The following is a 23010-nucleotide window of genomic DNA, read 5'->3' as shown; positions in this document are numbered from 1 at the left end:
GATCCGGCGTTCAGCGGAATAACTGCATCTTCTCCACCAGCACATTGGTCACCGCGTCATTTGCCGGCACCAGGAAATTACGCACGCTGTCATTGACCTTTCCTTTTTCAAAGGTTGATTTGCACTGTGCCACCCACTGAACGTTCATTTCCGTTCCGACGTTGACCTTTTCAATCCCGCTGCTCACCGCCAGCCGCATATCTTCGTCGCTGACGCCGGTGCCGCCGTGCAGAACCAGCGGCGTGCGGGTGGCCGCCGTAATATCGGCCAGACGCTGATGCTGAATGTGCGCCTTGCCGGTGTAGAGCCCGTGCACGGTGCCGATGGAGATCGCCAGCATATCGACGCCGGTTTCCTCCACGAAGCGACGCGCATCCTCCACCGGCGTAAAGGCAATCGCCTCCATCTCCAGGCTTTTGCCATCCTCCGAGCCGCCAATCGCCCCCAGCTCCGCCTCGACCGAGACGTTGTGCGGTCGCGCCATATCGATCACCCGACGGGTGTTGGCAATATTCTCCTCAATCGGCAGATGAGAGCCGTCATACATGACAGAGCTGAAGCCGGCGTCGATCGCCGTCTGAATAGCCGTCAGATCCGAGCAGTGATCGAGATGCAGACACGTCGGCACGCCGGTGCTCTCTGACAGCGATTTAATGGCGTCGACCAGCAGCTTATGGCCGAGATATTTCGCCGTACCGGTGGAGATCTGGATCATCAACGGGCTGCTGGTTTTCTCTGCCGCTCTAAAATAGGCGGGCAGCATCTCCAGACAGTGCAGATTAAAAGATCCCACCGCTTTAAAGTCACGCTGTTTAGCCAGCTGAAGCAGGTCGGCGAAATTATAAAGTTTCATGGATTTTTTCCTCGTGAGGTCGGGTGGATTTGCCATTAACAAACCAGGCAAGCGCGGTAACAAAGGCAATAAACAGGGCGACAAACAGCCAGTTGTTCTGGAAAGCGTGGCCGAGTACCAGTCCGGTACTGATGACGTCGGAATCGCTGAAGGTCACGCCAGTAAAGCCGTAGCTTTCCAGCATCGGCACCAGGATGGCGGGCAGGAACGTGATAAAGAGGCCGTGAACAAAGCCGCCGATCATCGCGCCGCGCCGCCCGCCCATGGCGTTACCAAAGACCCCGGCGGTGCCCCCGGCAAAGAAGTTGGTCAGCAGACCCGGCAGGATCATCGCCAGACCCATCATCGGGAAGAGAAGCATGCCGACGATGGAGCCGAGCGTGGTGGCGAGGAAGCCGACAATCACCGCATTGGGGGCGTAAGGAAACATCACCGGACAGTCCAGCGCCGGTTTCGCATCCGGCACCACCCGCATGGCGATACCGCGGAACGCAGGCACCAGCTCGTTTAGCAGCAGGCGAACGCCGCTGTAGAGCACAAACACCCCGGCAACAAACTGAATCGACTGCATAAAGGCGTACATCAGGTAGTTCATGCCGTTGCTGTACTGAGCGATGAAGGCCGGACCGGCGGCCAGGGCGGGGATCAGATACATCGGCACCATCACCAGCGCCATCGACAGATAGGTGTCCTGCAGAAACTTAAAGTTATCCGGCAGCTTCAGATCTTCGGTTGAGCGGGAGCCTTTGCCGACCACTCTGGCGACCGCAGCCGTGACCAGATAGCCAATGGTGCAGAAGTGACCCAGCGCGACATCATCCGACTCGGTAATGCGCCGCACTACCGGCTGCGCCAGCGCAGGCATGATGACCGCCATGATGCCGCCGAAGATGCCGCCGGTCAGGATCAGCGGCAGGCCGGTCAGTCCCGCTTTGTAACCGATGACGGCGCCGATCGTCGCCATCCAGAGCAGCGCCTGTCCCGTCAGGAAGATGTACTTAAAGGGCGTCAGGCGCGCGATGATGATGTTGACGATAAAGATCGCCAGCAGCGTCAGCGCCACTTCTGACCCCAGCTCACGGTTTGCCAGCCCGGCAATGGCGGCCACATCGGTGATATAGCCGCGCATGCCGAAGCCGTGGGTAAAGATGGTATTCAGGAAGGTCAGCGTGCCGACAATAATATTGATACCCGCCATCATAATTAAAAATCCGAGCAGGGTTTTAAAGGTGCCTTCCATCACCTTCCCTGCCGATTTTTTTTGCAGCAGCAGACCGATAAGGGCAATAAAGGCGATCAGAATCGATGCCTGTCCCAGCAGATCTTTGACCAGAAAATCAATCACACTATTCATGGGCGGCGACCTTCAGGTTGCGTTCTTTTAAAAAGGCCAGGATCTTCTGCTCTATTTCCGCTTTATCGGTGAGCCGGTTAAGAATAATGACCCGTTTAATCTGCTCTGGCGTGGCATCCGCATTTAATACATCGGCAAAGGCTTTTTGCGTCAGGATCATATCTGACTTAAACGCATTCGCTTCTGAAATGGTGGTGTGATCGATATCGGCTTCAATTTCCAGTTTTTTTAAAACGGCCTTTGCGCTCATCTCAATGGCAAAACTGGAGCCTAATCCACAACCACAGACACATAATATTTTCAGCATGTTCTTCTCCTCACACGATGTTGAGTTGTTTAGCGAGTTTGTAATAGTGCCCGTCAATATCGACCAGGCGTTTTTGCATGCTTATTAAATCAATCGGGATCGGTTTATTGCTGCCGTTAATAATGACCGCTTTATTCCGCATGCCTGACTGAATACAACGCACCACCTCACTGGCCATAATGGTGCCCTGATAAATCTCTTCGCAGGTGGGGTCACCATTACGCAGTCCGTAACCGAGAATTGTTTTACGGATCCGAACGCCAATCAGGGGTTCAAGCTGTTTGATTAAGGTGTCGATAGCGCCCTGAAAACCGGGCGAATATTCCCGGGTGTAACCTTCTGAACAGAGAATCACCACGCTGTTCTGCTGCTCCAGCCGCCGGGTAATGCGCTGTGCCAGCTGCGGCACCGGGATCTGGCACTCCGGGATCAGCGCAATATCCGCGTTGGCTTTAATCGCGGACTGCAGGGTCAATTCACCGCAATAGCCGCCGAGCAGCTCCACCATAAATACCCGGCCCGGTAAGGCGCGCCCGGTATTACGCAGCTTCGCCACCTCTTTTAAGACCTGCTCGCAGGCGGTGGAAAAGCCCAGGGTGTAATCACTGCCGAAAACATCGTTGTCGATGGTCATGCCGACACCAAAGCAGTTCACCCCGCTCTGTGAGAGCATGTGAAGAAACTGCAGCGATCCGTCACCGCCCGCCAGAATCAATACGTCAATCCGGGCATTTTTCAGCTGGCGTGCAATCAGCTCGTACTCGCTCTGCACCAGTTTTTTTTCGGTGCGTCCCGATTGAATGACCGGAATCGCGGCGATGGAGAAGTCCAGCAGATCGCGCTGGCTGATTTCACGGTGGTTATTGGCCAGCAGGCCGGGAATGCCGCCGTCAAATATCACCATCCCGGCCTGGGTCAGACGGCCAATCTGGAAAACAAAATTATTAATCCCGGTGACATCGCCGCCACTGATGACCATTCCAATCCGCATCATCCTCTCCTCGCTGGCTGAATCTGCTGAGGGTCATTCTTCCGGTAAGCGGAGTTGCACTTTGCAGGTGAGGTCACATTTATGAGCGGTTTTTCACTGGCCGTAATATTGACAGCGGGTTGTGAGGCGCATGATTTGTGATGTGAGTCACGCTATTCCGACTTATTACTCCTGAGACGAATCGATATAAATCATCGGGTTAGCGTGCGGGCTGGCGGGATGGGGAGAACGGCGGAAAAAGCCGGAATCAGGCGAGACAGTGACGTTGCGAATTTGTGACTTTCACCTCATTTTTCCCGGTTTCGCCGCCGGCCGGCGGATAAAGGGATGCCGATATTCCCTGCGCATCGTCATGTTAATCAGATTCAGCATCGCTGTTGCGAACAGGTAATACTCTTCTGTATAACGAATAAAGCCGACAGAAAATGCAGCAGAAGCATGATGATTTGTAAGGAGAATCGTGCGCCTTATCTTCGGCGAGGCGGAGGCCTCCTCTGTCCGACGCTGCTCTCCCGCACCCCCGGCCTGACAGTCAGCCGGTTTGTCATCAACGCCTTTGACCAGGATAAGACGCATGGAAATCAGTATCCGCACCCCGCTCATCTACTCCCTGCCACTCAGTCAGCACAGCGGGAGCCATGTGTGGCTGAAAATGGAATCAGCGCAGCCGACCGGATCATTTAAGCTCCGTAGTGCGGCCCACATCTGCCGCCATTACGCCGCGCAGGGTGCAAAAGCCTTTATCAGCTCCTCCGGCGGCAATGCGGGTATTGCCGTGGCCCACAGTGGCCGCCGGCTGGGACTGCCGGTCACGGTGGTGGTGCCTGAAACCACCCCGGCGCGCGCCAGACAGCTTATTGAACAGGAAGGCGCCAGGCTCATCGTCCACGGCAAGGTCTGGAGTGAAGCGAATGCGTATGCCCTGTCGCTGGCGACAGCGGAGAATATCTATATTCACCCCTTTGACAACCCGCTGCTGTGGGACGGCATCAGTACGCTGGTGGATGAAGTGATCGACGAAGGGCTGCGTCCGGATGCCGTCATCCTGTCGACAGGCGGTGGCAGCCTGCTCTCCGGCGTGATGCAGGGACTGGAAAAACATCAGCTCGACCATATTCCGGTTTATGCGGTGGAAACAGAGGGAACCGCCTCCCTTAACGCCGCGCTGAAGGCGGGCGAGCGGGTCACGCTGGAAAGCGTCAGCGGGATTGCCACGACGCTGGCGGCCAGCCAGGTGTGTGAAAATGCGTTTACGGTGGCGCGCCGTTCAGACGTCCGGGGAATGGTGGTGACCGATGATGAAGCCGTGAACGCCTGTCGCCGCTTTCTGGACGATCATCGTGTTCTGACAGAACCTGCCTGTGGCGTGTCGCTGTCGATGCTCTATGACGGGAAGATTAGCTTTAAGCCGGAAGAGAAGGTGCTGGTTATCGTCTGTGGCGGGGCCTCTGTCACGCTGGAGAGCCTGCAGGGCTGGCTGACAGCGTGAGAAACGTGGCGCAGCCGCACGGGCTGCGCCGCCGGCCTGTTACTTCGCGTAGGCTTCGGTAGACAGGGTCAGGGTGACCTCGTCGCTGACCGCTGGCACATATTTATCCAGTTTGAAGTCAGAACGTTTGATGGTGCCGGTGGCATCAAAACCAATCGCCTGCTTCTTCACCATCGGATGCTCGCCCTGCTTGTTCAGCGTAGCGTGCAGCGTAACCGGTTTGGTGATCCCTTTCAGGGTCAGGTTACCTTCAACATCAAATTTGTTGTCGCCTTTCGCGACCACTTTGGTGCTGTGGAAGGTGGCCGTCGGGTATTTCGCGGTATCGAAATAGTCCGCGCCTTTGAATTCTTTCGTCAGTGCCGCAACGTGGCTGTCGATTTTGCTGACCGGCAGGGTCACGTCAACGCGTGAAGCTTCCGGATGATCTTTGTCAAACACCAGCGTACCGGTGGCATCCGGGATATCCGCGGTCGGGTTGGAGAAGCCGAAGTGGTTCCAGGCAACGATAACGGACGTATGCTCAGGGTTCAGCTGGTAGTGCATCGCCTCAGCCTGGGACAGGGGAGCATACAGGGTCGCAGCGGCTAACAGGGGCAGTGCAATACGTTTGAAGTTCTTCACGGTCAATTCCTTATGCGGACAAAAGTGCACTAAGTGTGGTGCAAATTTCCCGTTTTAGACAGTGAAGAGATTTGTCGGTAATTTTCAAATAAATTCAGCAACTCTCTGCCAGGCCTGCGTCCGTTCTCCGTCCGTGAACAGCACCCGCCAGCGGCGGCGATCCTGCATCAGCGTGCGATGCAGCTGCTGCAGATCCCTGAGATCCAGCGCCTGGATCTGCGCCGCATCGGGTTCGGCCAGGCCATTCTCCTGACGCAGCCGTGCCAGCGGCTGATCGCTTTCTCTGCTGAGCAGGCGGGTTTTCAGTGCCACCAGATCGCACTCGGCCAGCGTCGGCGTCAGCGAGCGCAGGAAGTTGCGGCAGTAGCGCAGCAGTGAGAGCGCGCTGTAGTCGGGTGACTGCAGCGCAAACAGCACCCCGTCTTCGTCGGCGCAGCGCAGATAGCGGCTGCTGACCACGTAGCCCACCGGCTGTTCGACCCGATAGCGCTGGAAAAAGCGCGGCTCGTAGATCAGGGCCAGCGCCCGCAGCGCAGCCAGCTGTTCACTCTGCTGCAGCGGGATAAAGAGCAGCAGCGCATTATCGCTGCTGGCATGGGGCAGACGCGTCAGACCGGTCCGGGGCGTCATGCGCGTCGGCGGCGCGGCCGGGTTGACCGGCAGCGACAGCGCACTCAGCCGCCGGGCGATCAGGGCGTGCAGCGCCGCGTTGCCCCCTTTCAGTGCCGCCCGCCAGCTGCCGGGCGCTACGTTTACTGCCAGCTCATAGGGTAACTGCTGCAGCAGCGCACGAATGGCGATGCTCTCCGCAGGCGGAGTCGGCCCGGATTCGGCAGGCGGCGTGAGAGCAGGCACAATCAGGCTGAGCGCCCTGTCGGTCACCGCCGCCGCCGGCGGCAGCTGCAGCGTCAGTTGCCACACCCCCTCCACTTCCTGCCAGCGCCCATGGCCGCCCTGATGGCGCAGCGCGGCAAACAGCGGACGCAGCCGTTTTTCCAGCGCCAGGCCCCTCTCCGGCGTAAAGGTTGTCCAGAATTCCGGGCGCAGGATCAGCGTAGCATCCCCGTCGTCAGGCTGATGATGCGGTAAGACTACCGCCGTGGCAGGCAGCGGTTCAGCGGTGACGGCGCTGCTGAGCGGATAAAAGGTGAATGAGGCCGGGAATGGCTTCGTGCGGGGAAACACATTCCGTGGGGAGAGCGCCAGGCTGAATCCCTGCGTGACCAGATTCTCCGCCGCCGGTTGCGGCGAGCAGATCAGCCAGCTTTGCGGCGCGCGGCAGAGCGACGCCAGCAGCCGCGGCAACGCAGACTCCGTCTCATCCGGCGCAAAGCCGAAGGCGCGCTGGCGTAACTGATCCAGCGGCGCGAGCGCGGCAAAACGCTGCTGTGCCAGCCGCTGATAGTGCTGATGCTGCGGTTCAGTGGTCTGACGCAGCGCGGCCAGATAGTCATCGATCATGCTGTCTGTCAGCTCAGGCTGATCGGTATCCACCTTCAGGGCCAGCCAGTGCGCGTCATCGGCCTGATAGATCCATTGCAGATCCAGCGCCTCCGCCAGCTTCCGCTCGCGCAGCGTCGCCAGCAGTGAACCGGGCGCTTCATCGAGCAGAAACTCACGCCATAACGTGACACCGTCACTACTGTCCAGCAGCCAGCTGCGCCACAGCGCCGCGGGTGCGCCCTCCGCCAGCTGCCAGACAGCCTCACCTGTCAGTCCGGGCGGCGACAGATCCTGCTGCGCGTGACCGGACGGCAGCCCGGCGGCAAAATCCCGCGCCAGCTGCTCCAGCTCATCCAGCGTCTGCGGTCCCTGCAGCCAGAGCCGCATATTGCCGGAAACGTAATAGCGCTGGTGGAACTGGCGCAGCGCCCGCTGCAGAGCGGGGAGATCATCGCCAAAGGTGGCGCGACTCCCTGCCTGGAAGCGGCGGAATGCGGGGGGTGATGTGGCGGCGTGCAACAGTGCCGCCTCCGTGCGTGTCGGCTGATGGCGCTGTAACAGCTGATACTCTGCGTCGATCACTGCCACTTCCTGCCCGATCGCCTGATTGTCGAGCAGCGGATGGGCAATCATATCCTGCAATCGCAGCAGCCCGTCAGCCAGCAGCGACGGCGTAACCTCAAAGAAGAAGGCGCTGCGGCGGGCCTGCGTGGTGGCGTTAACTCTGCCACCCTGCGCCTGGATCCAGCTCATCAGCCGCCCCTCATCAGGCCAGCCGGTGCTGCCGGTGAAGAGCAGATGCTCAAGCAGATGCGCCAGGCCCGGCCAGCGGTCAGGCTCGTCGTGGCTGCCTGCCGCCACCTGAATCAGCGCCGCGGCCTGGCTGGCGTCGGCATGATGCACCAGCTCAATCGTCAGGCCATTGATCGTCAGGCCGCGCGTTATCATCAGAGGTTCCGGGTTTTGTAGATCAGCTGTGAGTTGCTGCGGTTACGGAACTGCAGCTGACCAATCCTGATGTCGCTGCAATCCGCCTCGCGGCGGGCCTCAAGGATTTTACCGTGATGCGGTGATTTGCTGCAGACCGGATCGGCGTTATCGGCGTTGCCGGTCAGCATATACGCCTGGCAGCGACAGCCGCCGAAGTCTTTCTCTTTCTCGTCACAGGAGCGGCACGGCTCTGGCATCCAGTCGAAACCGCGATAGCGGTTAAAACCGAACGAGTTGTACCAGATATCGTCCAGACTCTGCGTCAGCACCGACGGAAACTCCACCGGCAGCTGGCGCGCACTGTGACACGGCAGCGCGGTGCCTTCCGGCGTGACGCTGAGGAAGATGGCACCCCAGCCGCCCATGCAGGGCTTGGGCCGCTCTTCATAATAGTCCGGGGTCACAAACAGCAGATTGGTCAGGCTGCCGCTGTCGCTCATGCGCTCACGGTAACGGTTTACCACTGCTTCCGCCTGAGCGATCTGCTCACGGGTAGGCAGCAGGCCCTCGCGGTTCAGCTGCGCCCAGCCGTAGAACTGACAGGTCGCCAGCTCGACGTCATCCGCTTCCAGCTCGATGCAGAGGTCGATAATTTTATCGATCTGATCGATGTTGTGGCGATGCAGCACGAAGTTGAGCACCATCGGATAGCCGTGGGCCTTCACCGCCTTCGCCATCTCCAGCTTCTGCTGAAACGCCTTTTTCGAACCTGCCAGCGCGGCGTTCAGGGTTTCATCACTCGCCTGAAAGCTGATCTGGATATGGTCCAGACCCGCCTCGCTGAAGGCATCCAGCTTCTTCTCTGTCAGGCCGATGCCGGAAGTAATGAGGTTGGTATAGAAGCCGAGATCGCGCGCGGCCTTAATCAGCTCCGGCAGATCTTTACGGGTCAGCGGCTCGCCGCCGGAAAAGCCAAGCTGCACGCTGCCCATGGCGCGCGCCTGGCGAAACACCTCAATCCACTGCGCCGTCGTCAGCTCCTTCTCCTGCTGCGCAAAGTCGAGCGGATTCGAGCAGTAAGGACACTGCAGCGGGCAGCGATAGGTCAGCTCGGCCAGCAGCCAGAGCGGCGGATTTACGCCAGGTTTATGCGGGGTCACGGAACTGTATCCACTTCTGTTCATAGGCTGACTGCAGGAACTCTAAAACGTCTGCACCCACGCCGCCCGCTTCCGGGAAACGGCTGTCCAGCGTCGCGATAATCGCGGCGATATCCTGTTTGCCATCCACCAGCTCAAGAATGGCGGCGGCGGTTTCATTCAGTTTCGCCATCCCTTCCGGATAGAGCACGACGTGGCTCTCCTGGGCGGCTTCCCACTGCATGCGGTAGCCGCGACGAAACGTGGCAATTGAGTTCTCATTCATCTGTTATACCAGTCGGGTGGTGTGCCACGCCGCCTTGTCAGTGACGGTGTGATAAGGCGGACGTTTCAGCTCGTAAGCCATGGTCATCGCATCCAGCATGCTCCATAAAATATCGAGCTTAAACTGCAAAATTTCCAGCATGCGGTTCTGGCTCTCTGCGGTGGTGAAAAAGTCCAGCGCCAGCGCCAGGCCATGTTCCACATCGCGGTTCGCCTGACCCAGGCGGCTGCGGAAGTAGAAGTAGCCCTCTTCTTTGATCCATGGATAGTGCTGTGGCCAGCTGTCGAGCCGCGACTGATGGATCTGCGGCGCGAACAGCTCTGTCAGTGAACTGCACGCGGCCTCCTGCCAGTTGGCGCGGCGGGCAAAGTTAATGTAGGCATCCACCGCAAAACGCACGCCGGGCAGCACGTGTTGCTCCGACAGCAGTTCCTCACGCGTCAGACCGACCGCCTCACCCAGCCGCAGCCAGGCTTCGATGCCGCCCTCTTCGCCATTACTGCCGTCATGGTCAAGGATGCGCTGCACCCATTTGCGCCGGGTAGCCGGATCGGGACAGTTCGCCATGATCGCCGCATCTTTCAGCGGAATGGTGGTCTGGTAATAGAAGCGGTTGGCCACCCAGCCCTGAATCTGCTCGCGGGTCGCCTGACCGTTGTGCATCGCAATGTGATAGGGGTGATAAATGTGGTAGTACGCACCCTTGTCGCGCAGAGCCTGTTCAAAAGCCTGTGGCGACAGCGTTTCGGTGATCTGCATGATTTAGCCCTGAAGGTGGATCGCCATTCCGTCCCAGCTCACCTCGATGCCCTGCTCTGTCAGAAACTGACGCTGGGGTGACTGCTCGTTAAGGATCGGATTGGTGTTGTTAATGTGGATCAGAATTTTGCGTTTTGCCGGCAGCGACGCCAGCAGCGCCATCAGCCCCTGCTCTTCTGCCAGTGCCAGATGGCCCATCGCCTTGCCGGTGTTGTGGCCTACGCCGGTGGCGAGCAGCTCATCATCCTGCCAGACGGTGCCGTCAATCAGCAGGCAGTCTGCCTTGTGCAGCCATGGCAGGATGACATCATCAGGCTCTCCCAGACCGGGTGCATAGAGCAGCGTCTGGCCGCTGGCGCGGTTTTCGATAAACAGCGCCACGTTGTGACCCGGCAGCGGCCGATCGCGATAGGGCGAGTATGGCGGCGCGTTACTGATGATCGGAATCGCGGTAAACACCAGATCGCGACAGACATCAACGCTGAACGGCGTCAGTGGCGCAATGGGCCGGTGCTGTAAGCCGCCGTTCCAGTGGCTGAGCATCGGAAAAATGGGGAAGCCGGTGCTGAGGTCGGCATGCACCTCAGGGGTGCACCATACCTGATGCGGACAGCCTTCACGCAGGCTGAGCAGCCCGGTGGTGTGATCGATCTGACTGTCGGTCAGGATAATGGCACCTATCGCGGTGCCGCGCAGTACCCCTTTGCGGGTCAGCTCGGGCGTATGCAGGATCTGTTGACTGATATCGGGAGAGGCATTGCACAGCACCCAGTCCTCGCCGTTATCGCTGAGGATAATCGACGACTGTGTACGCATGCTGGCCTGAATCGTGCCGTTTCGCACGCCGTGGCAGTTGGCGCAGTTGCAGTTCCACTGCGGAAACCCGCCACCCGCGGCCGAACCGAGGATTTTGATAAACATAGAGGAAAACCAGAAGTTGAAAAAATGCCCGCTCAGAAGGCGGGCATAACGATTAACGGTTGGAGATGTAGAGAGTCACTTCCAGACCGAGACGCAGATCAACGAAGGTTGGTTTTTTCCACATAATTTATATCCTCTTTATTAACAGTAATTTAGCTGCCTGGAATCAGCGTGACAGCGATTAAATGAGAGCACTGTCACAATTTCCAGGCAGATGGTGCGCCAATGGCGCGTCGGGATCAAGTCCGGACGTAAGGAAATTGTTATCACAGCCCGGTCAGACGTAAAACCCGCTGCCAGTTTCCCCATGCCAGCTTCTCTGTCAGTGTCTGATCATAGCCCGCTTCCCGGAAAGCCGCGAGCAGACGCGGCATCCCGCTGACATCCCCCAGCGCATCCGGAGGGGTGATGCCGTCGAAATCGGAGCCAAAGGCCACATGGTCGCTGCCCATTATCCTCAACAGGTGATCACAATGCTTAACAATTTCTGTTAATGGCGTGTCAGCGTCGCGTTTACCATCGGCCCGCAGAAACGCGTTGCCGAAGTTGATGCCGACCAGCCCCCCGCTGTCGCGGATCGCCATCAGCTGCGCATCCGTGAGATTGCGCGGCTGCGGGCAGAGGGCGTGCGCGTTAGAGTGGCTGGCGACCAGCGGCGCAGCGGCGATCCGGGCAGTGTCCTGGAAGGCCTTTTCATTCATGTGAGAGACGTCGATCATCATATTGAGTGCGCTGGCCTGCTGGATCAGCCGTTCACCGGCCGCGGTCAGCCCCGGCCCGGTATCAGGCGAGCCGGGGAAACTGCCGCTGACGCCCTGACCAAAGCGGTTGGGCAGATTCCAGAACGGCCCGATGCTGCGTACCCCCGCCTGCCAGAAGGCGTGCAGCTGTTCGCCCTCTTCATCCAGCGCATCGGCCCCTTCGATATGCGCCACCATCGCCAGCACACCCGCCGCCCGGCACTCTGCAATCTCCTCCACGCTGCGGCAGAGACGCGCCCGGCCCCCTGATTCATCGGCCAGTTGCTGCAGGATCTGCAACTGCTGCCACATGATCTCAAGCGGTTGCCAGGGTTCACCGGCACGGGCTGGCACTGTGCGGGCAATGTACTCCTGCGGCGGCACAAAAATCGCAAACAGCCCGCCGCCAAAGCCGCCCTGCTGAATGCGCGGGAAATCGAGGTGGCCCCGTTCAATACCCTGATAAAACGCCGGTACAGGCGCATCGCGATGGTGCAGCCAGAGGTTAAGCAGCAGGTCGTTGTGACCGTCAAAAATCAGCATAAGTGTTCACCCGGAGAAACAGACGATTATGCTACCCCCGCCCGGCAGATTCATCAAACCGGAGCGCACGCAGGGTGTTGCCCTGAATATTTCAGGATATAGTGCAGAGAATATTTCTTGTGCGCCGGTCTGAAGTGGATTATTTACTGGGGTCAACAGGTGACTGAGTTTTATATCTCAAGAGCGGGGCTGATTTCTGGCCTCGCTGGTAGCTTTCTGATTTTCATCTCTTTCTTCCTGTACGCTTTTAACAGAAAAGCGTATGACAGACTCATTTCCCTGTTCCTGGAGAAATATCAGTTTCCGCCACCCTGTTCGTTCTATCACATGGCCGGTTTTTTTGGCGCATATCAGGTGTGCAGATTTTTCATTAATCTCAGCAGGAATAAACCAATAGCCTCCCTCAGCAAGGAGAGTCCTGCTTACTCCTTTTTCGGCGAAAACAGACTCACTGTCAGCCGTTGGATGATCTCGTTAGTGCGTCTGTGGATGTTTGCAGGAATCTGCTATCTCGGCACAGCGCTCGCTGTTCTGACTCTGATTGTCCTCAGGTGAGAACGACACTGATCCCGACGTAATCTTACCAGCCCACGCTGTAGGCATCGTCTTTGACTACAGCGCCTGTTGCTCACCTGTCTGACATCAACTCAGAGCCTTCCCTTTTCAGCCTTCTTCGTCTTCAGGCGGAACAGCGCTGCTTGCATATTCACCTTGCTGTGTGTTGTCACTTTTGCGCATCAGATTGTCAGCATCGCGCGCGCGGCGGAGAGGCGCTGGCGGCAGACTGATAAAAAACAAGGAGAACCCTATGCTGACGCAACCCGCTGATAAATACCGTCCCGCCCCGCTGATGTCGCTGCCCGATCGTCAGTGGCCTTCACGCCAGCTTACTCAGGCACCGCGCTGGCTCTCTACCGATCTGCGCGATGGCAATCAGGCGCTGGCAGAGCCGATGGATCGCGAGCGCAAAATGGCCTTCTGGGATCTGCTGCTTCGCTGCGGTTTCCGGGAGATCGAGGTCGCCTTTCCCTCAGCATCGCAGACAGATTTTAATTTCGTTCGCGATCTGATTGAACAGCAGCGCATTCCGCAGGATGTGACGCTGCAGGTGCTGACACAGGCGCGTGCCGATCTGATCGCCCGCACCTTCGAATCGCTGCTGGGGGTGCCGCGCGCCATTGTGCATCTCTATAACGCCACTGCGCCGCTGTTTCGCGAGCGGGTTTTTAAACAGAGCAAAGCGGAGATTATCGCCCTCGCCACCGCAGGCGCGCGGCAGATCCGCGCCGGATGCGAGGCGCAGCCGGCAACCCACTGGACCTTTCAATATTCACCCGAGACGTTCTGTTTCACCGAACCGGCGTTCGTTCTGGAGATTTGCGAGGCGGTGGCGGATGTCTGGCAGCCTGATGTCACGCGGCCGATGATCATCAACCTGCCCGCCACGGTGGAGGTGAATACGCCGAATGTCTATGCCGATCAGATCGAATATTTCTGTCGCCACTTCAGCCGCCGCGATGCCGTCTGTATCAGCGTCCATCCGCATAACGATCGCGGCACCGGCGTCGCCTGCGCGGAGCTGGCTCTGCTGGCGGGCGCTGACCGGGTTGAAGGCTGCCTGTTTGGCAACGGCGAGCGCACCGGCAATGTCGATCTGGTCACGCTGGCGCTGAATCTCTACACGCAGGGCGTTTCGCCGCATCTCGACTTCAGCAAAATGCAGGAGGTGATTGAGGTGGTGACCCGCTGCAACCAGTTGCCGGTGCATCCCCGCCATCCCTACGCGGGGGAGCTGGTCTTCACCGCCTTCTCCGGTTCGCATCAGGACGCGATCAAAAAAGGGTTCGCCATTCGCGCCGAACAGCAGGAGACGCTGTGGCAGATGCCCTACCTGCCCCTTGACCCGGCCGACATCGGCTGCAGCTATGAGGCTGTGATCCGTGTCAACAGCCAGTCAGGCAAAAGCGGAGCCGCCTGGCTGCTGGAACAGAATCACGGTTTACAGCTGCCGCGTGCCCTGCAGCAGGATTTCAGCCGCTGTGTGCAGCAGGAGACAGACCGGCACGGTAGAGAGATGACGCACTACGCGCTGTGGCAGCTCTTTTGCCGCCGCTACGGTGTGACGCAGCCTGCAATCACCCTGGAGCAGGCTGACAGCCAGAGCGACAGCGCCGGACAGACGCAGATGCGCGCCAGCGTCTGCTGTCAGGAGCGTCCGGTGACGCTCACCGGCCGGGGCAATGGCTGGCTGTCGGCGGCGGTCAATGCCCTCGCGGGCGCGTTCGATCTTCATCTGACCATTGAGGATTATCATGAACATACGCTGGGGCGGCGCAGTGACAGCCGTTCCGTAGCCTATATCAGCTGTGTGGATGCGCGTGGGGTGCGGGCCTGGGGTGTGAGCATCGACAACGACACAACCCGTGCGGCCCTGCAGGCACTGCTCAGCGCGGCGGGCTGCTTTCTGGCGGCGGAAAGTAGTCCGTTGGTGACACGCCCAGCAGACGACGAAACATCGCACTGAAGGCGCTGGGGCTTTCATAGCCCAGCTCCAGCGCCACCCGCAGCACCGCATCGCCCTGCGCCAGTCGCGTCAGGGCGATCGCCAGCCGGGCGCGTCGCACCCAGTCGCTGAACTGCAATCCGGTTTCGCGCATAAAATGGCGGGCCAGCGTCCGGCCCGAGACGTTAAGGTGGGTACTGGCGCGCAGTAGCGTCCAGTTTTCGCCGGGGGTCTGCTGGATCCGCTCACACAGCGCCTGAAGGCGGGCGCTGTGTGGCGTCGGCAGCGCAAACGGCAGCACATCCATGCCGCGAATTTCATCCAGAATCAACTCCATTACCCGCTCAGCCCGGCTGCCTGCTTCGTAATGCACCGGCAGCGCGAGTGCGGTAACAATCAGCTCACGCAGCAACGGCGAAATCTGCACGACCTGACAGCTGGCGGGCAGATCGGCGCGTGCCAGCGGATCGATAAACAGCGTGCGCGCCGCGACGCTGCCGGTAATCTGCAACGCATGACGGGTAAACGCGGGCAGCCAGACGCCGCGGCTCGGTGGCACGATCCAGCTGCCATACTCCGTTTCCACCCGCACCACGCCGCTCAGCGTGTGGATCAGCTGAGCGCAGGTATGGTGGTGCCAGGGCTCACTGGCACCGTGCAGGTAGTCGTGCGCCAGCGGCACCAGCGGACGATGGCTGAAGTCAACCGGCTGCTGGCTCATTGCGCCTTCAGATAGCGGTAGATCACCGCCAGATCCTCTTCACCGTGTCCTTCATCAACCGCCTGCTGCCAGAGCCGGGAAATATTCTCCAGCGCCGGCAGCGGCGTTTCTGCGGCATCCAGCGCCAGTCGGGCATCCTTCAGCGCCCAGACCAGATGCATCTGCGGGGTGTAGTCATCGCGGGCCATCATCTCCAGCTTCATTTTTGCATAAGGGGCCGCGAGCGGACCGCCCTCCAGCACCTGCCAGAGATCGTCGGTGGAAAAGCCGAACTGCGCTGCCAGCTGGGTACTCTCTGCCAGGCTCTGCATCATGCCAATCAGCCAGCTGTTGATCACCAGCTTCATACGGCTGCTTTTACCCGCTTCGCCCAGCCACTGCGTACCTTTACCGATGGCGGCAAACACCGCTTCTGCCGCCTGCGCCCGGCTCTGATCGCCACTCGCGAGCACCAGAATCTGTGCGTTTTCGGCCGGTGCCTTGGTGCCGGAAACCGGCGCATCAATAAACAGCAGATCGGGACGGTCCTCTGCGAAAAAGGCGATCAGCGCGTCCGTTTTTTCCACCCCGATGGTGCCCATCTGGCACAGCGTTGCACCCTGTTTAAGGGCTTCCTTAACCTGATGCAGCACCTGCTCAGTGGTATCACCGTCCGCCAGCATGGCGATCACGACATCCGCCTGCCGCACCGCCTCGTCCGGCGTGTCAGCCAGCTGCAACCCCGCGTCCAGCAAATCTTCCCCGCGTGCGCGGGTGCGATTCCAGCCGTGCACGGTAAAGCCTTTCTTCAGCAGATTAGCGGCAAATGCGTGCCCCATTGCGCCTAATCCCAGAACCGCTACTTCAGGTTGTTTCATGCTGACTCCCTTGAGTTATCTGACGGCATCCCACAACGGTGGATGCCCGTGACCAGTAAAGTTGCGTTTCAGCCTGGCGGTAAACAGAGAAAAAATCCAGCCCGAAACGGTGTACCCCAATCGGGCAAACCCTTACCATACGCGACAATTGTTCCATCTGGTTCAATACCTCTTCTCTTTTCCAGGCGACTTATAATGAAAATAATTTCTCTGCGTCAGATGACGCTGGTCATGTTGCCCGCCATGCTGCCGCTGCCGCTGCTGGCGGCGGATAACGACGCGACCCTGGTCGTCACCGCCGCACCGTCAGAACAGGGCCTCAACGAACTCGATACCCCCGCGGCTCTGAGCGTGGTCAGCGGCGACGATATGCGCCAGGCCGCCCCGCGCGTGAACCTGACGGAAAACCTCAGCAGCGTGCCCGGTCTGCAGATCCAGAACCGGCAGAATTACGCCCAGGACCTGCAGATTTCGATGCGCGGCTTTGGCTCCCGTTCCACCTATGGCGTGCGCGGCCTGCGCATCTATGTGGATGGCATTCCGGCGACCATGCCGGATGGGCAGTCACAGACCTCAAATATTGATATCGGCTCGGTTGACCATGTTGAAGTGCTGCGCGGCCCCTTCTCTGCACTCTATGGCAATGCGTCAGGCGGGGTCATCAACGTCACGACACAGCAGGGGCAGCAGCCGGCGACGCTGGAAGCCGGCAGCTGGTACGGCAGTTATGGCAGCTGGCGCAACAGTGTTAAAGCCAGCGGCGCGACCGGTGACGGCTCGCATGCCGGCGATGTGAACTACACCGTTTCTGCCTCCCGCTTTACCACCCACGGCTATCGCGACCACAGCTCCGCCCAGAAAAACCTCGGAAACGCCAGACTCGGCGTGCGCATTGATGATGTCAGTACCCTGACGCTGCTGTTTAACAGCGTTCACATCGACGCACAGGACCCGGGCGGCCTGACCGCGGCACAGTGGCGCGACAATCCGCGTCAGGTGGTGAACAATGTCTCGCTCTATAACACCCGCAAAACGGTCAATCAGACCCAGGGCGGTCTGCGCTATCAGCGCCAGATGAGTGAAAATGACGACCTCAGCGTCATGCTCTATGCGGGCATGCGCGAAACGACCCAGTTCCAGTCGATTCCCGCCACGGTGCAGCTTAAACCTTCCCATCCCGGTGGCGTGATCGCCCTGACCCGCCATTATCAGGGTGCAGACACCCGCTGGACTCATCGCGATACCCTGCTGTCCATTCCGGTAGCGCTGACCGGTGGCCTCGACTATGAAACCATGAGCGAGCGCCGTAAGGGCTACGAGAACTTCACCGTCAGTGACGGCGTTACGCACCTGGGCGAACAGGGCAATCTGCGACGCAACGAGCGCAACCTGATGTGGACGCTCGATCCCTACCTGCAGACCGCCTGGCAACTGACGGATAAGCTTTCGCTCGATGCGGGCGTGCGCTTCAGCACCGTCAACTTTGACTCGAATGACTTCTACATTCGTCCCGGCAACGGCGACGACAGCGGGAATGCGCGCTATCACAAGTGGCTGCCCGCGGCGGCGCTGAAGTATGCCGTTGATCCCGGCTGGAACGTGTGGATCTCTGCCGGGCGCGGCTTTGAAACCCCGACCATCAATGAGCTTTCCTATCGTTCGGATAATGCGACCGGCCTGAACCTGGGACTGAAACCCGCCACCAGCGACACGCTGGAGGCAGGCACCAAAAAACGCATCGGCAATGGCCTGCTGAGCGCGGCGCTGTTCCAGACTGACACCCGCGATGAGATTGTGGCAGATGCCAGCAGCGGCGGTCGTACCACCTATAAAAACGCCGGTCAGACACGCCGTCGCGGTCTTGAGCTGAGCCTGGACCAGCAGTTTGCCTGGGACTGGCGGCTGAAGATGGCTTACACCCTGCTGGATGCGCGCTATCGCAGCAATGCCTGCGGCAGTGACAGCTGTGACGGCAACCGCATTCCAGGCATTGCCCGCAACATGGCCTACGCAGGCCTGGGCTACCTGCCGGAAGAGGGTTTCTATGCGGGAAGCGAAGTGCGCTACCTGAGCCAGATTGCCGCTGAAGATCAGAATAGCGTTAACACCCCTTCCTACACGGTGGCCGCACTGAACAGTGGCTATAAATGGAAACTGGACGCGTGGACGCTGGATCTGTTTGGGCGGGTCGATAACCTGTTTGACCGGCATTACGTGGGGTCGGTGATTGTGAACGAGAGTAATGGCCGTTATTTCGAGTCTGCGCCCGGTCGTAATTACAGCGCTGGATTCACGGTGAGTTACGCATTTAACTAATTTAATAAGTGGCTTTTATAAAGCCACTTATTACCGTCGAACCCTGAATTACCAATTAATAATATCCGTTACCTTCTTAGTTAATTAATAACTCACACAAGCCCGCACTCATAAAAAAAGCCCCTTATTTACCCACCCCCGTAACCTTATTGCAACCAGAACCCTCTTTTGATAATAGAAACCGGGGCGCATTTGGGATAAATCAAAAATAGAACCCGCCTTCCCTGATAAATTATTATCAGCTCAAACGTATCTGCTTAGCCGCACATTGAATAATTAATCTTTCTGTGTGCGCGTTGATTTTTCGTGCCACACAGGGAATGTTTTGCTGATGAATAAGATAATGAGTCGTTTAACGCCGCTGGCGTTACTGACAGGATTTATGATGAGCGGTAACGTGGCGGGTGAGAATATCGGAAGCCAGACAGGGGCCAATATAACCCTGAATGATGGCGACATTCTGACCGGAGACGCCACCTATTCAGGCGGGCTATATGGCGTCGTCAATCCCTACAATCAGACCGGAATTGTTAATCTGGGTCGTCGCGCTTTTATAAACGTTACTGATGCCGATAATTATGCACGCGGCGTAGTCATCTGGGGGAATGAGAGCCAGCTGTCTGCGGAAGGACTTACTCTCAATATCAGTGGAAATAGTGCCCTGGGCATTAATATTACGGGTCAGGATATTACTGCCGATCTGGGGACGGGAACCACTGTCAATGTGACCGGAACCGCTACCGCTTCCGGTATCCTGATTCGGGGAGCGTCATCGCTGAAAGCGGAAGCCCTTACGGTGAATCTGACAGGAGACGGTGGTTTTGGCCTCAGCGTCAGCAATGCGGGCACCCGCGTGGACCTGGGGAGTGGCAGCACCCTATCGACTCAGGGCAGAGGAAGCCACGCTATCAGGGTCCATGCCCTGAATGGGAGAGAGTCATCCCGCCGCACATCACTGACCGCAAATCAACTGACGCTCAACACGACAGGCGATTCTGCTTATGGCCTCAATCTGCAGGCCGATTCGCTCGCGAATCTGGGATCCGGAAGCACCATCACGACAACTGGCGCGAACGCCTTTGGTATCTGGAACTTTGGTGAACTTGCCGCTGATAATCTGACCATTAATACGACAGGAAGCGGCTCTGTTGGTCTTGAGGTGCGTCAGAATGGCGTTGCTGATATTGGTCCCGGCAGCCATGTGACGTCTGAACAGGCTGGCAGCATCGTCGCCAGCGGCACGTCAGCAATCATTAACTACAAAGGAACAGCAGAACAGCGAAACAGCCTTCATTCAGGCGGTTATTATGCCGCTTCTGCCCAGACGCCTGGCTCCTCTGTTACGCTTGATGAGACCGATATTACCGGCGCCAGCATGGCGCTGTGGGCGCTGAACGAGGGTCATATCTCGGGTAATAATGTTTCAATCATGAGTGCAGTCAACCCCGTAGCGGCGCTTTACGCAATGAAAGGCGGCGAGATCAATCTGACCGGTAATATCGATATCACCATGGCCTCGCCAGATCAGTTCGCCATCGCCACGCAATATGATGCAGGTTACGCACAGGGCGTGGTTAATATCGACGGCAAACTGAATATGACAGGTTCCGTTTATTCCCGCGGCGGCTTCGTTGATTTAGCGCTGCAGCCCGGCTCGGTCTGGCAAGGCGCAGCCATCAGCGACGGTGTAAATAAGGGGTATCTGAATACGACCTTAGATAAAAGTGACTGGTATGTCAGCGCAAATTCAAATGTGGATCGGTTAAACATGAATAAGGGGCGGATTGATTTTACCCGGTCAATCTCTGCATCCGATTATTCCACCTTAACCGTTGCCGATCTGTCAGGTAGCGGTAATTTCAATATGCGTGTTGATCCGGTGGGTGAAGGTGATGGCGTTAATAACCGTGGCGATAAGCTGGTTGTCACAAACAGCAGCCAGGGTGACTTCACCTTGTCATTTGTTAATCAGGGCAGTCTGGCGACAACAGGCCATGAGTTATTAACCGTGGCAGAAACTCCTGACGGGATAGCAAATTTTACCACAGCATCGGATATTGAACTGGGCGGCTATCTCTACTCAGTGCGTAAAACCGGCACGAACTGGGAACTCTACTCTTCCGGCGCCGCATCAGCACCGGAACCAGAACCCGCTCCGGATCCGGCACCAGATCCAGCCCCTGCTCCGCAGCCTGCGCCAGAACCTGAACCTGAACCGGCGCCGACGCCAGCGCCCCCGATTACCACCACGGCAGATGCAGGCGGTAATTTCCTGCATGTCAGTTACCTGATGAACTATGTCGAAACGCAAACCCTGTTTCAGCGACTGGGCGACATCCGTCAGGACCATGCGAAAGGGAATGTCTGGCTGCGGGGATTCGGCGGTAAACTGAACACCTTCTCAGGCGGTAGGCTGAGTGACTTTGAAATGGGCTACAGCGGCTATCAGTTTGGCGCAGATAAGCACCTGGCCGACGATATAAACGTGTCAGGCGGCCTGTTTATAGGGACCACCCACGCCTCACCTCACTACCGGGGGGGCGAGGGTACGGCCAAATCAGAACATGTGGGGGGCTATCTGACCTGGGCCGCCGATAACGGTTTTTACGTCGATCAGGTCGTTAAGATCAACCGCATCCGCAATCAGTTCAAGGTGAAAGATAGCCAGCAGAATCTGGTTTCCGGTCAGGCCAAATCAACCGGATTCACATTTTCCGTTGAGGCGGGCAGGCGTTTTCACTTCTCTCCTGATGACCAGGGCTTTTATCTCGAACCTCAGGCTCAGATTACCGCAGGCCGGCAGAAAGGGTCGCAGACCCGGGCCAGCAACGGTCTGGTTATCGCGTTTAAAGATTATCATTCTGTTAACGGTCGGGCAGGCGCGCTGGCAGGATACAGTCAGAAAAGTGGAGCAACGAATTACAATGTCTATTTCAAAACCGGCGTGGAACGCGAGTTTTCAGCCAGCATGCAATATGCTCTGAACGGTTCAACTGAGAAAGCGGATTTCAGCGGAAATGCCTTGCGCAACGGACTGGGAGTCAGTGCCGATATAGACACCGCACATCATCTTTATCTGGAAGCCGATTTAACGACCGGTCAGCGCTTTGATCAACGCCAGCTCAATGCCGGTTACCGTTTTAGCTTTTAACTGAAGGTGGTACGTTCAGCCATCCCTGTCCTGCCCTCCGTGGCAGGACTTTTTTTGCCTGATACTCAGTCAGATCAGGCCTGCGGCAGCAGCGCAACAATCTCCTCACTGCTGCCGGTTTCACCCAGGCGCGGGAAAATGAGATTGATGCTGTTGTTGTGCGTATCAATGTTGAGATCGGTCATCGCATCGGTCGCCAGCGTGACGTTGTAACCTGACTCATAGGCCTGTCGCGCCGTGGACTCCACGCCGATACTGGTCGCGATCCCACAGATCACCACCTGGGTGATGCCGCGCTGCTGCAATTCCTCGTGCAGCGCCGTGGCCTGAAACGCGCCCCAGCTCTTTTTGGTGATGGTGATGTCATTCTGCTGCGGCGTCATTGCCGGAACCAGCGTCGCCCAGTCGGCAGGCAGTTCACCGCTGTGACGGGCCTGCTCAGTGCGGCCTGGCGCACCACCGGCCACGTTAACCAGCACAACCGGCAGATTATGCTGGCGGAATGCCGCCGCCAGCGCGGCACAGCGTTCGATCACCGGCTGCGGCTCATGAACCAGTGGCAGCGCCACAATGCCATGCTGCAGGTCGATAACAATCAGCGCCGTTTTTGCATCAAGTGTGGTTACAGCCATATTAAATCCTTAAAGTGAATGGTCAGCGAGTCGCTGCAGTAAAGGGAGAACGTCGGTCAGTTGCTGCTGTTCAGCCGGTGTCAGCCGGGCCTCCAGCGTCCGTACCAGCCAGTCGTCACGCATCGCGCGGCTGGAAGCAATCACCGCCAGGCTGGCCGCGGTTGGCAGGTAGCGGGTCTTGCGTCCATCGTGCGGGTCGGATTCCCCTGTCACCAGATCCGCCGCCAGTAACCCCGCAACGGTGCTGCCCATCGACTGGCTGCGCACGCCTTCCGCCGCGGCCAGCTGCGTCACCGTCATCGCCCCGTCCCGCACCAGATGGCCCAGTACCGCCACCTGTGACCAGGTTAACTCACCGGGTGGGGCCGATTCGCGCAGTCGGCGACTCAGCTTACCCACCAGCATGCGCAGCAGGGCTGCCGATTCAGTCAGATCGCTCATTGCCGGTCTC

Annotated in this window: 22 protein-coding genes; 5 read left to right on the top strand and 17 right to left on the bottom strand. The window is 58.4% G+C overall.

Annotation, left to right across the window (positions count from 1 at the left end):
• Nucleotides 1-10: 10 nt before the first annotated feature.
• The 5 genes from HFD97_RS05230 to HFD97_RS05210 form a co-directional block, all read right to left on the bottom strand.
• On the bottom strand, nt 11-853 hold the full coding sequence (locus tag HFD97_RS05230; RefSeq protein WP_167430852.1) for a class II fructose-bisphosphate aldolase: 843 nt from the start codon (nt 851-853) through the stop codon (nt 11-13).
• Nucleotides 840-2207 carry a PTS sugar transporter subunit IIC gene (locus tag HFD97_RS05225; RefSeq protein ID WP_009090252.1) on the bottom strand — a complete coding sequence of 456 codons (1368 nt, stop codon included), beginning with the start codon at nt 2205-2207 and terminating at the stop codon, nt 840-842. The genes HFD97_RS05230 and HFD97_RS05225 overlap by 14 nt, the downstream gene beginning before the upstream one ends.
• Nucleotides 2200-2514, bottom strand: coding sequence for a PTS sugar transporter subunit IIB (locus HFD97_RS05220; RefSeq protein ID WP_009090254.1), 315 nt, complete (start codon nt 2512-2514; stop codon nt 2200-2202). Before HFD97_RS05220 ends, HFD97_RS05225 begins: the two co-directional genes overlap by 8 nt.
• A 10-nt stretch (nt 2515-2524) precedes the next feature.
• Nucleotides 2525-3505 carry a 6-phosphofructokinase gene (locus tag HFD97_RS05215; RefSeq protein WP_058958230.1) on the bottom strand — a complete coding sequence of 327 codons (981 nt, stop codon included), beginning with the start codon at nt 3503-3505 and terminating at the stop codon, nt 2525-2527.
• 282 nt (nt 3506-3787) lie between these two features.
• Nucleotides 3788-4081, bottom strand: coding sequence for a hypothetical protein (locus HFD97_RS05210; RefSeq protein WP_167430853.1), 294 nt, complete (start codon nt 4079-4081; stop codon nt 3788-3790).
• On the opposite strand from HFD97_RS05210, the gene HFD97_RS05205 reads away from it, so the two are divergent.
• Nucleotides 4080-4994, top strand: coding sequence for a pyridoxal-phosphate dependent enzyme (locus HFD97_RS05205; protein WP_167430854.1), 915 nt, complete (start codon nt 4080-4082; stop codon nt 4992-4994). The genes HFD97_RS05210 and HFD97_RS05205 overlap by 2 nt on opposite strands.
• A gap of 39 nt (nt 4995-5033) precedes the next feature.
• On the opposite strand, the gene HFD97_RS05200 is transcribed toward HFD97_RS05205, so the two are convergent.
• From HFD97_RS05200 to HFD97_RS05165, 8 genes are all read right to left on the bottom strand, one after another.
• Nucleotides 5034-5618 carry a YceI family protein gene (locus tag HFD97_RS05200; RefSeq protein WP_046101799.1) on the bottom strand — a complete coding sequence of 195 codons (585 nt, stop codon included), beginning with the start codon at nt 5616-5618 and terminating at the stop codon, nt 5034-5036.
• A gap of 84 nt (nt 5619-5702) precedes the next feature.
• Nucleotides 5703-8009, bottom strand: coding sequence for a pyrroloquinoline quinone biosynthesis protein PqqF (gene pqqF / locus HFD97_RS05195; RefSeq protein ID WP_167430855.1), 2307 nt, complete (start codon nt 8007-8009; stop codon nt 5703-5705).
• A complete protein-coding gene (gene pqqE, locus HFD97_RS05190; RefSeq protein ID WP_167430856.1) occupies nt 8009-9175 on the bottom strand; it encodes a pyrroloquinoline quinone biosynthesis protein PqqE in 1167 nt (388 codons plus the stop codon). The genes pqqF and pqqE overlap by 1 nt, the downstream gene beginning before the upstream one ends.
• A complete protein-coding gene (gene pqqD / locus HFD97_RS05185; RefSeq protein ID WP_167430857.1) occupies nt 9138-9416 on the bottom strand; it encodes a pyrroloquinoline quinone biosynthesis peptide chaperone PqqD in 279 nt (92 codons plus the stop codon). The genes pqqE and pqqD overlap by 38 nt, the downstream gene beginning before the upstream one ends.
• Before the next feature lie 3 nt (nt 9417-9419).
• Nucleotides 9420-10175, bottom strand: coding sequence for a pyrroloquinoline-quinone synthase PqqC (gene pqqC / locus HFD97_RS05180; protein WP_009090267.1), 756 nt, complete (start codon nt 10173-10175; stop codon nt 9420-9422).
• A 3-nt stretch (nt 10176-10178) separates the two neighbouring features.
• Nucleotides 10179-11096 carry a pyrroloquinoline quinone biosynthesis protein PqqB gene (gene pqqB, locus HFD97_RS05175; protein ID WP_140028520.1) on the bottom strand — a complete coding sequence of 306 codons (918 nt, stop codon included), beginning with the start codon at nt 11094-11096 and terminating at the stop codon, nt 10179-10181.
• Between the two features lie 52 nt (nt 11097-11148).
• The gene (gene pqqA / locus HFD97_RS05170; protein WP_009090272.1) at nt 11149-11220 is read right to left on the bottom strand and encodes a pyrroloquinoline quinone precursor peptide PqqA; all 72 of its coding nucleotides are present in this window, start codon (nt 11218-11220) and stop codon (nt 11149-11151) included.
• Between the two features lie 142 nt (nt 11221-11362).
• A complete protein-coding gene (locus HFD97_RS05165; protein ID WP_167430858.1) occupies nt 11363-12379 on the bottom strand; it encodes a dipeptidase in 1017 nt (338 codons plus the stop codon).
• A 159-nt stretch (nt 12380-12538) separates the two neighbouring features.
• Here HFD97_RS05165 and HFD97_RS05160 point away from each other — a divergent pair, with 159 nt between their 5' ends.
• Complete coding sequence (locus tag HFD97_RS05160) at nt 12539-12934, top strand: hypothetical protein (RefSeq protein ID WP_058958237.1); 396 nt, start codon at nt 12539-12541, stop codon at nt 12932-12934.
• A 253-nt stretch (nt 12935-13187) separates the two neighbouring features.
• Nucleotides 13188-14903 carry a 2-isopropylmalate synthase gene (gene leuA / locus HFD97_RS05155; RefSeq protein ID WP_167430859.1) on the top strand — a complete coding sequence of 572 codons (1716 nt, stop codon included), beginning with the start codon at nt 13188-13190 and terminating at the stop codon, nt 14901-14903.
• On the opposite strand, the gene HFD97_RS05150 is transcribed toward leuA, so the two are convergent.
• Together HFD97_RS05150 and HFD97_RS05145 are read right to left on the bottom strand one after the other, a co-directional pair.
• Nucleotides 14824-15603, bottom strand: a complete 780-nt coding sequence (locus HFD97_RS05150; RefSeq protein ID WP_058958239.1) for a helix-turn-helix transcriptional regulator — start codon at nt 15601-15603, stop codon at nt 14824-14826. The genes leuA and HFD97_RS05150 overlap by 80 nt on opposite strands.
• Nucleotides 15600-16460, bottom strand: coding sequence for an NAD(P)-dependent oxidoreductase (locus HFD97_RS05145; protein ID WP_167430860.1), 861 nt, complete (start codon nt 16458-16460; stop codon nt 15600-15602). Before HFD97_RS05145 ends, HFD97_RS05150 begins: the two co-directional genes overlap by 4 nt.
• A gap of 195 nt (nt 16461-16655) precedes the next feature.
• On the opposite strand from HFD97_RS05145, the gene pqqU reads away from it, so the two are divergent.
• Nucleotides 16656-18776: a TonB-dependent receptor PqqU gene (gene pqqU, locus HFD97_RS05140; RefSeq protein WP_185155337.1), complete on the top strand. Its 2121-nt coding sequence runs from the start codon at nt 16656-16658 to the stop codon at nt 18774-18776.
• A gap of 343 nt (nt 18777-19119) precedes the next feature.
• Nucleotides 19120-21927, top strand: a complete 2808-nt coding sequence (locus HFD97_RS05135) for an autotransporter outer membrane beta-barrel domain-containing protein (RefSeq protein ID WP_167430861.1) — start codon at nt 19120-19122, stop codon at nt 21925-21927.
• Between the two features lie 74 nt (nt 21928-22001).
• Here the strand turns inward: HFD97_RS05135 and HFD97_RS05130 are convergent, their stop codons facing one another.
• Together HFD97_RS05130 and HFD97_RS05125 are read right to left on the bottom strand one after the other, a co-directional pair.
• Nucleotides 22002-22559, bottom strand: coding sequence for an isochorismatase family protein (locus HFD97_RS05130; RefSeq protein ID WP_009090283.1), 558 nt, complete (start codon nt 22557-22559; stop codon nt 22002-22004).
• Between the two features lie 9 nt (nt 22560-22568).
• Nucleotides 22569-23000 carry a MarR family winged helix-turn-helix transcriptional regulator gene (locus HFD97_RS05125; protein WP_167430862.1) on the bottom strand — a complete coding sequence of 144 codons (432 nt, stop codon included), beginning with the start codon at nt 22998-23000 and terminating at the stop codon, nt 22569-22571.
• Nucleotides 23001-23010 lie beyond the last annotated feature (10 nt).

Origin of the sequence: Pantoea sp. EKM103V (assembly GCF_011800365.1) — a bacterium.
In the GTDB taxonomy this organism is placed as follows: Bacteria; Pseudomonadota; Gammaproteobacteria; order Enterobacterales; family Enterobacteriaceae; genus Pantoea; species Pantoea anthophila.
This window is presented reverse-complemented; position numbering and strand designations above follow the sequence as displayed.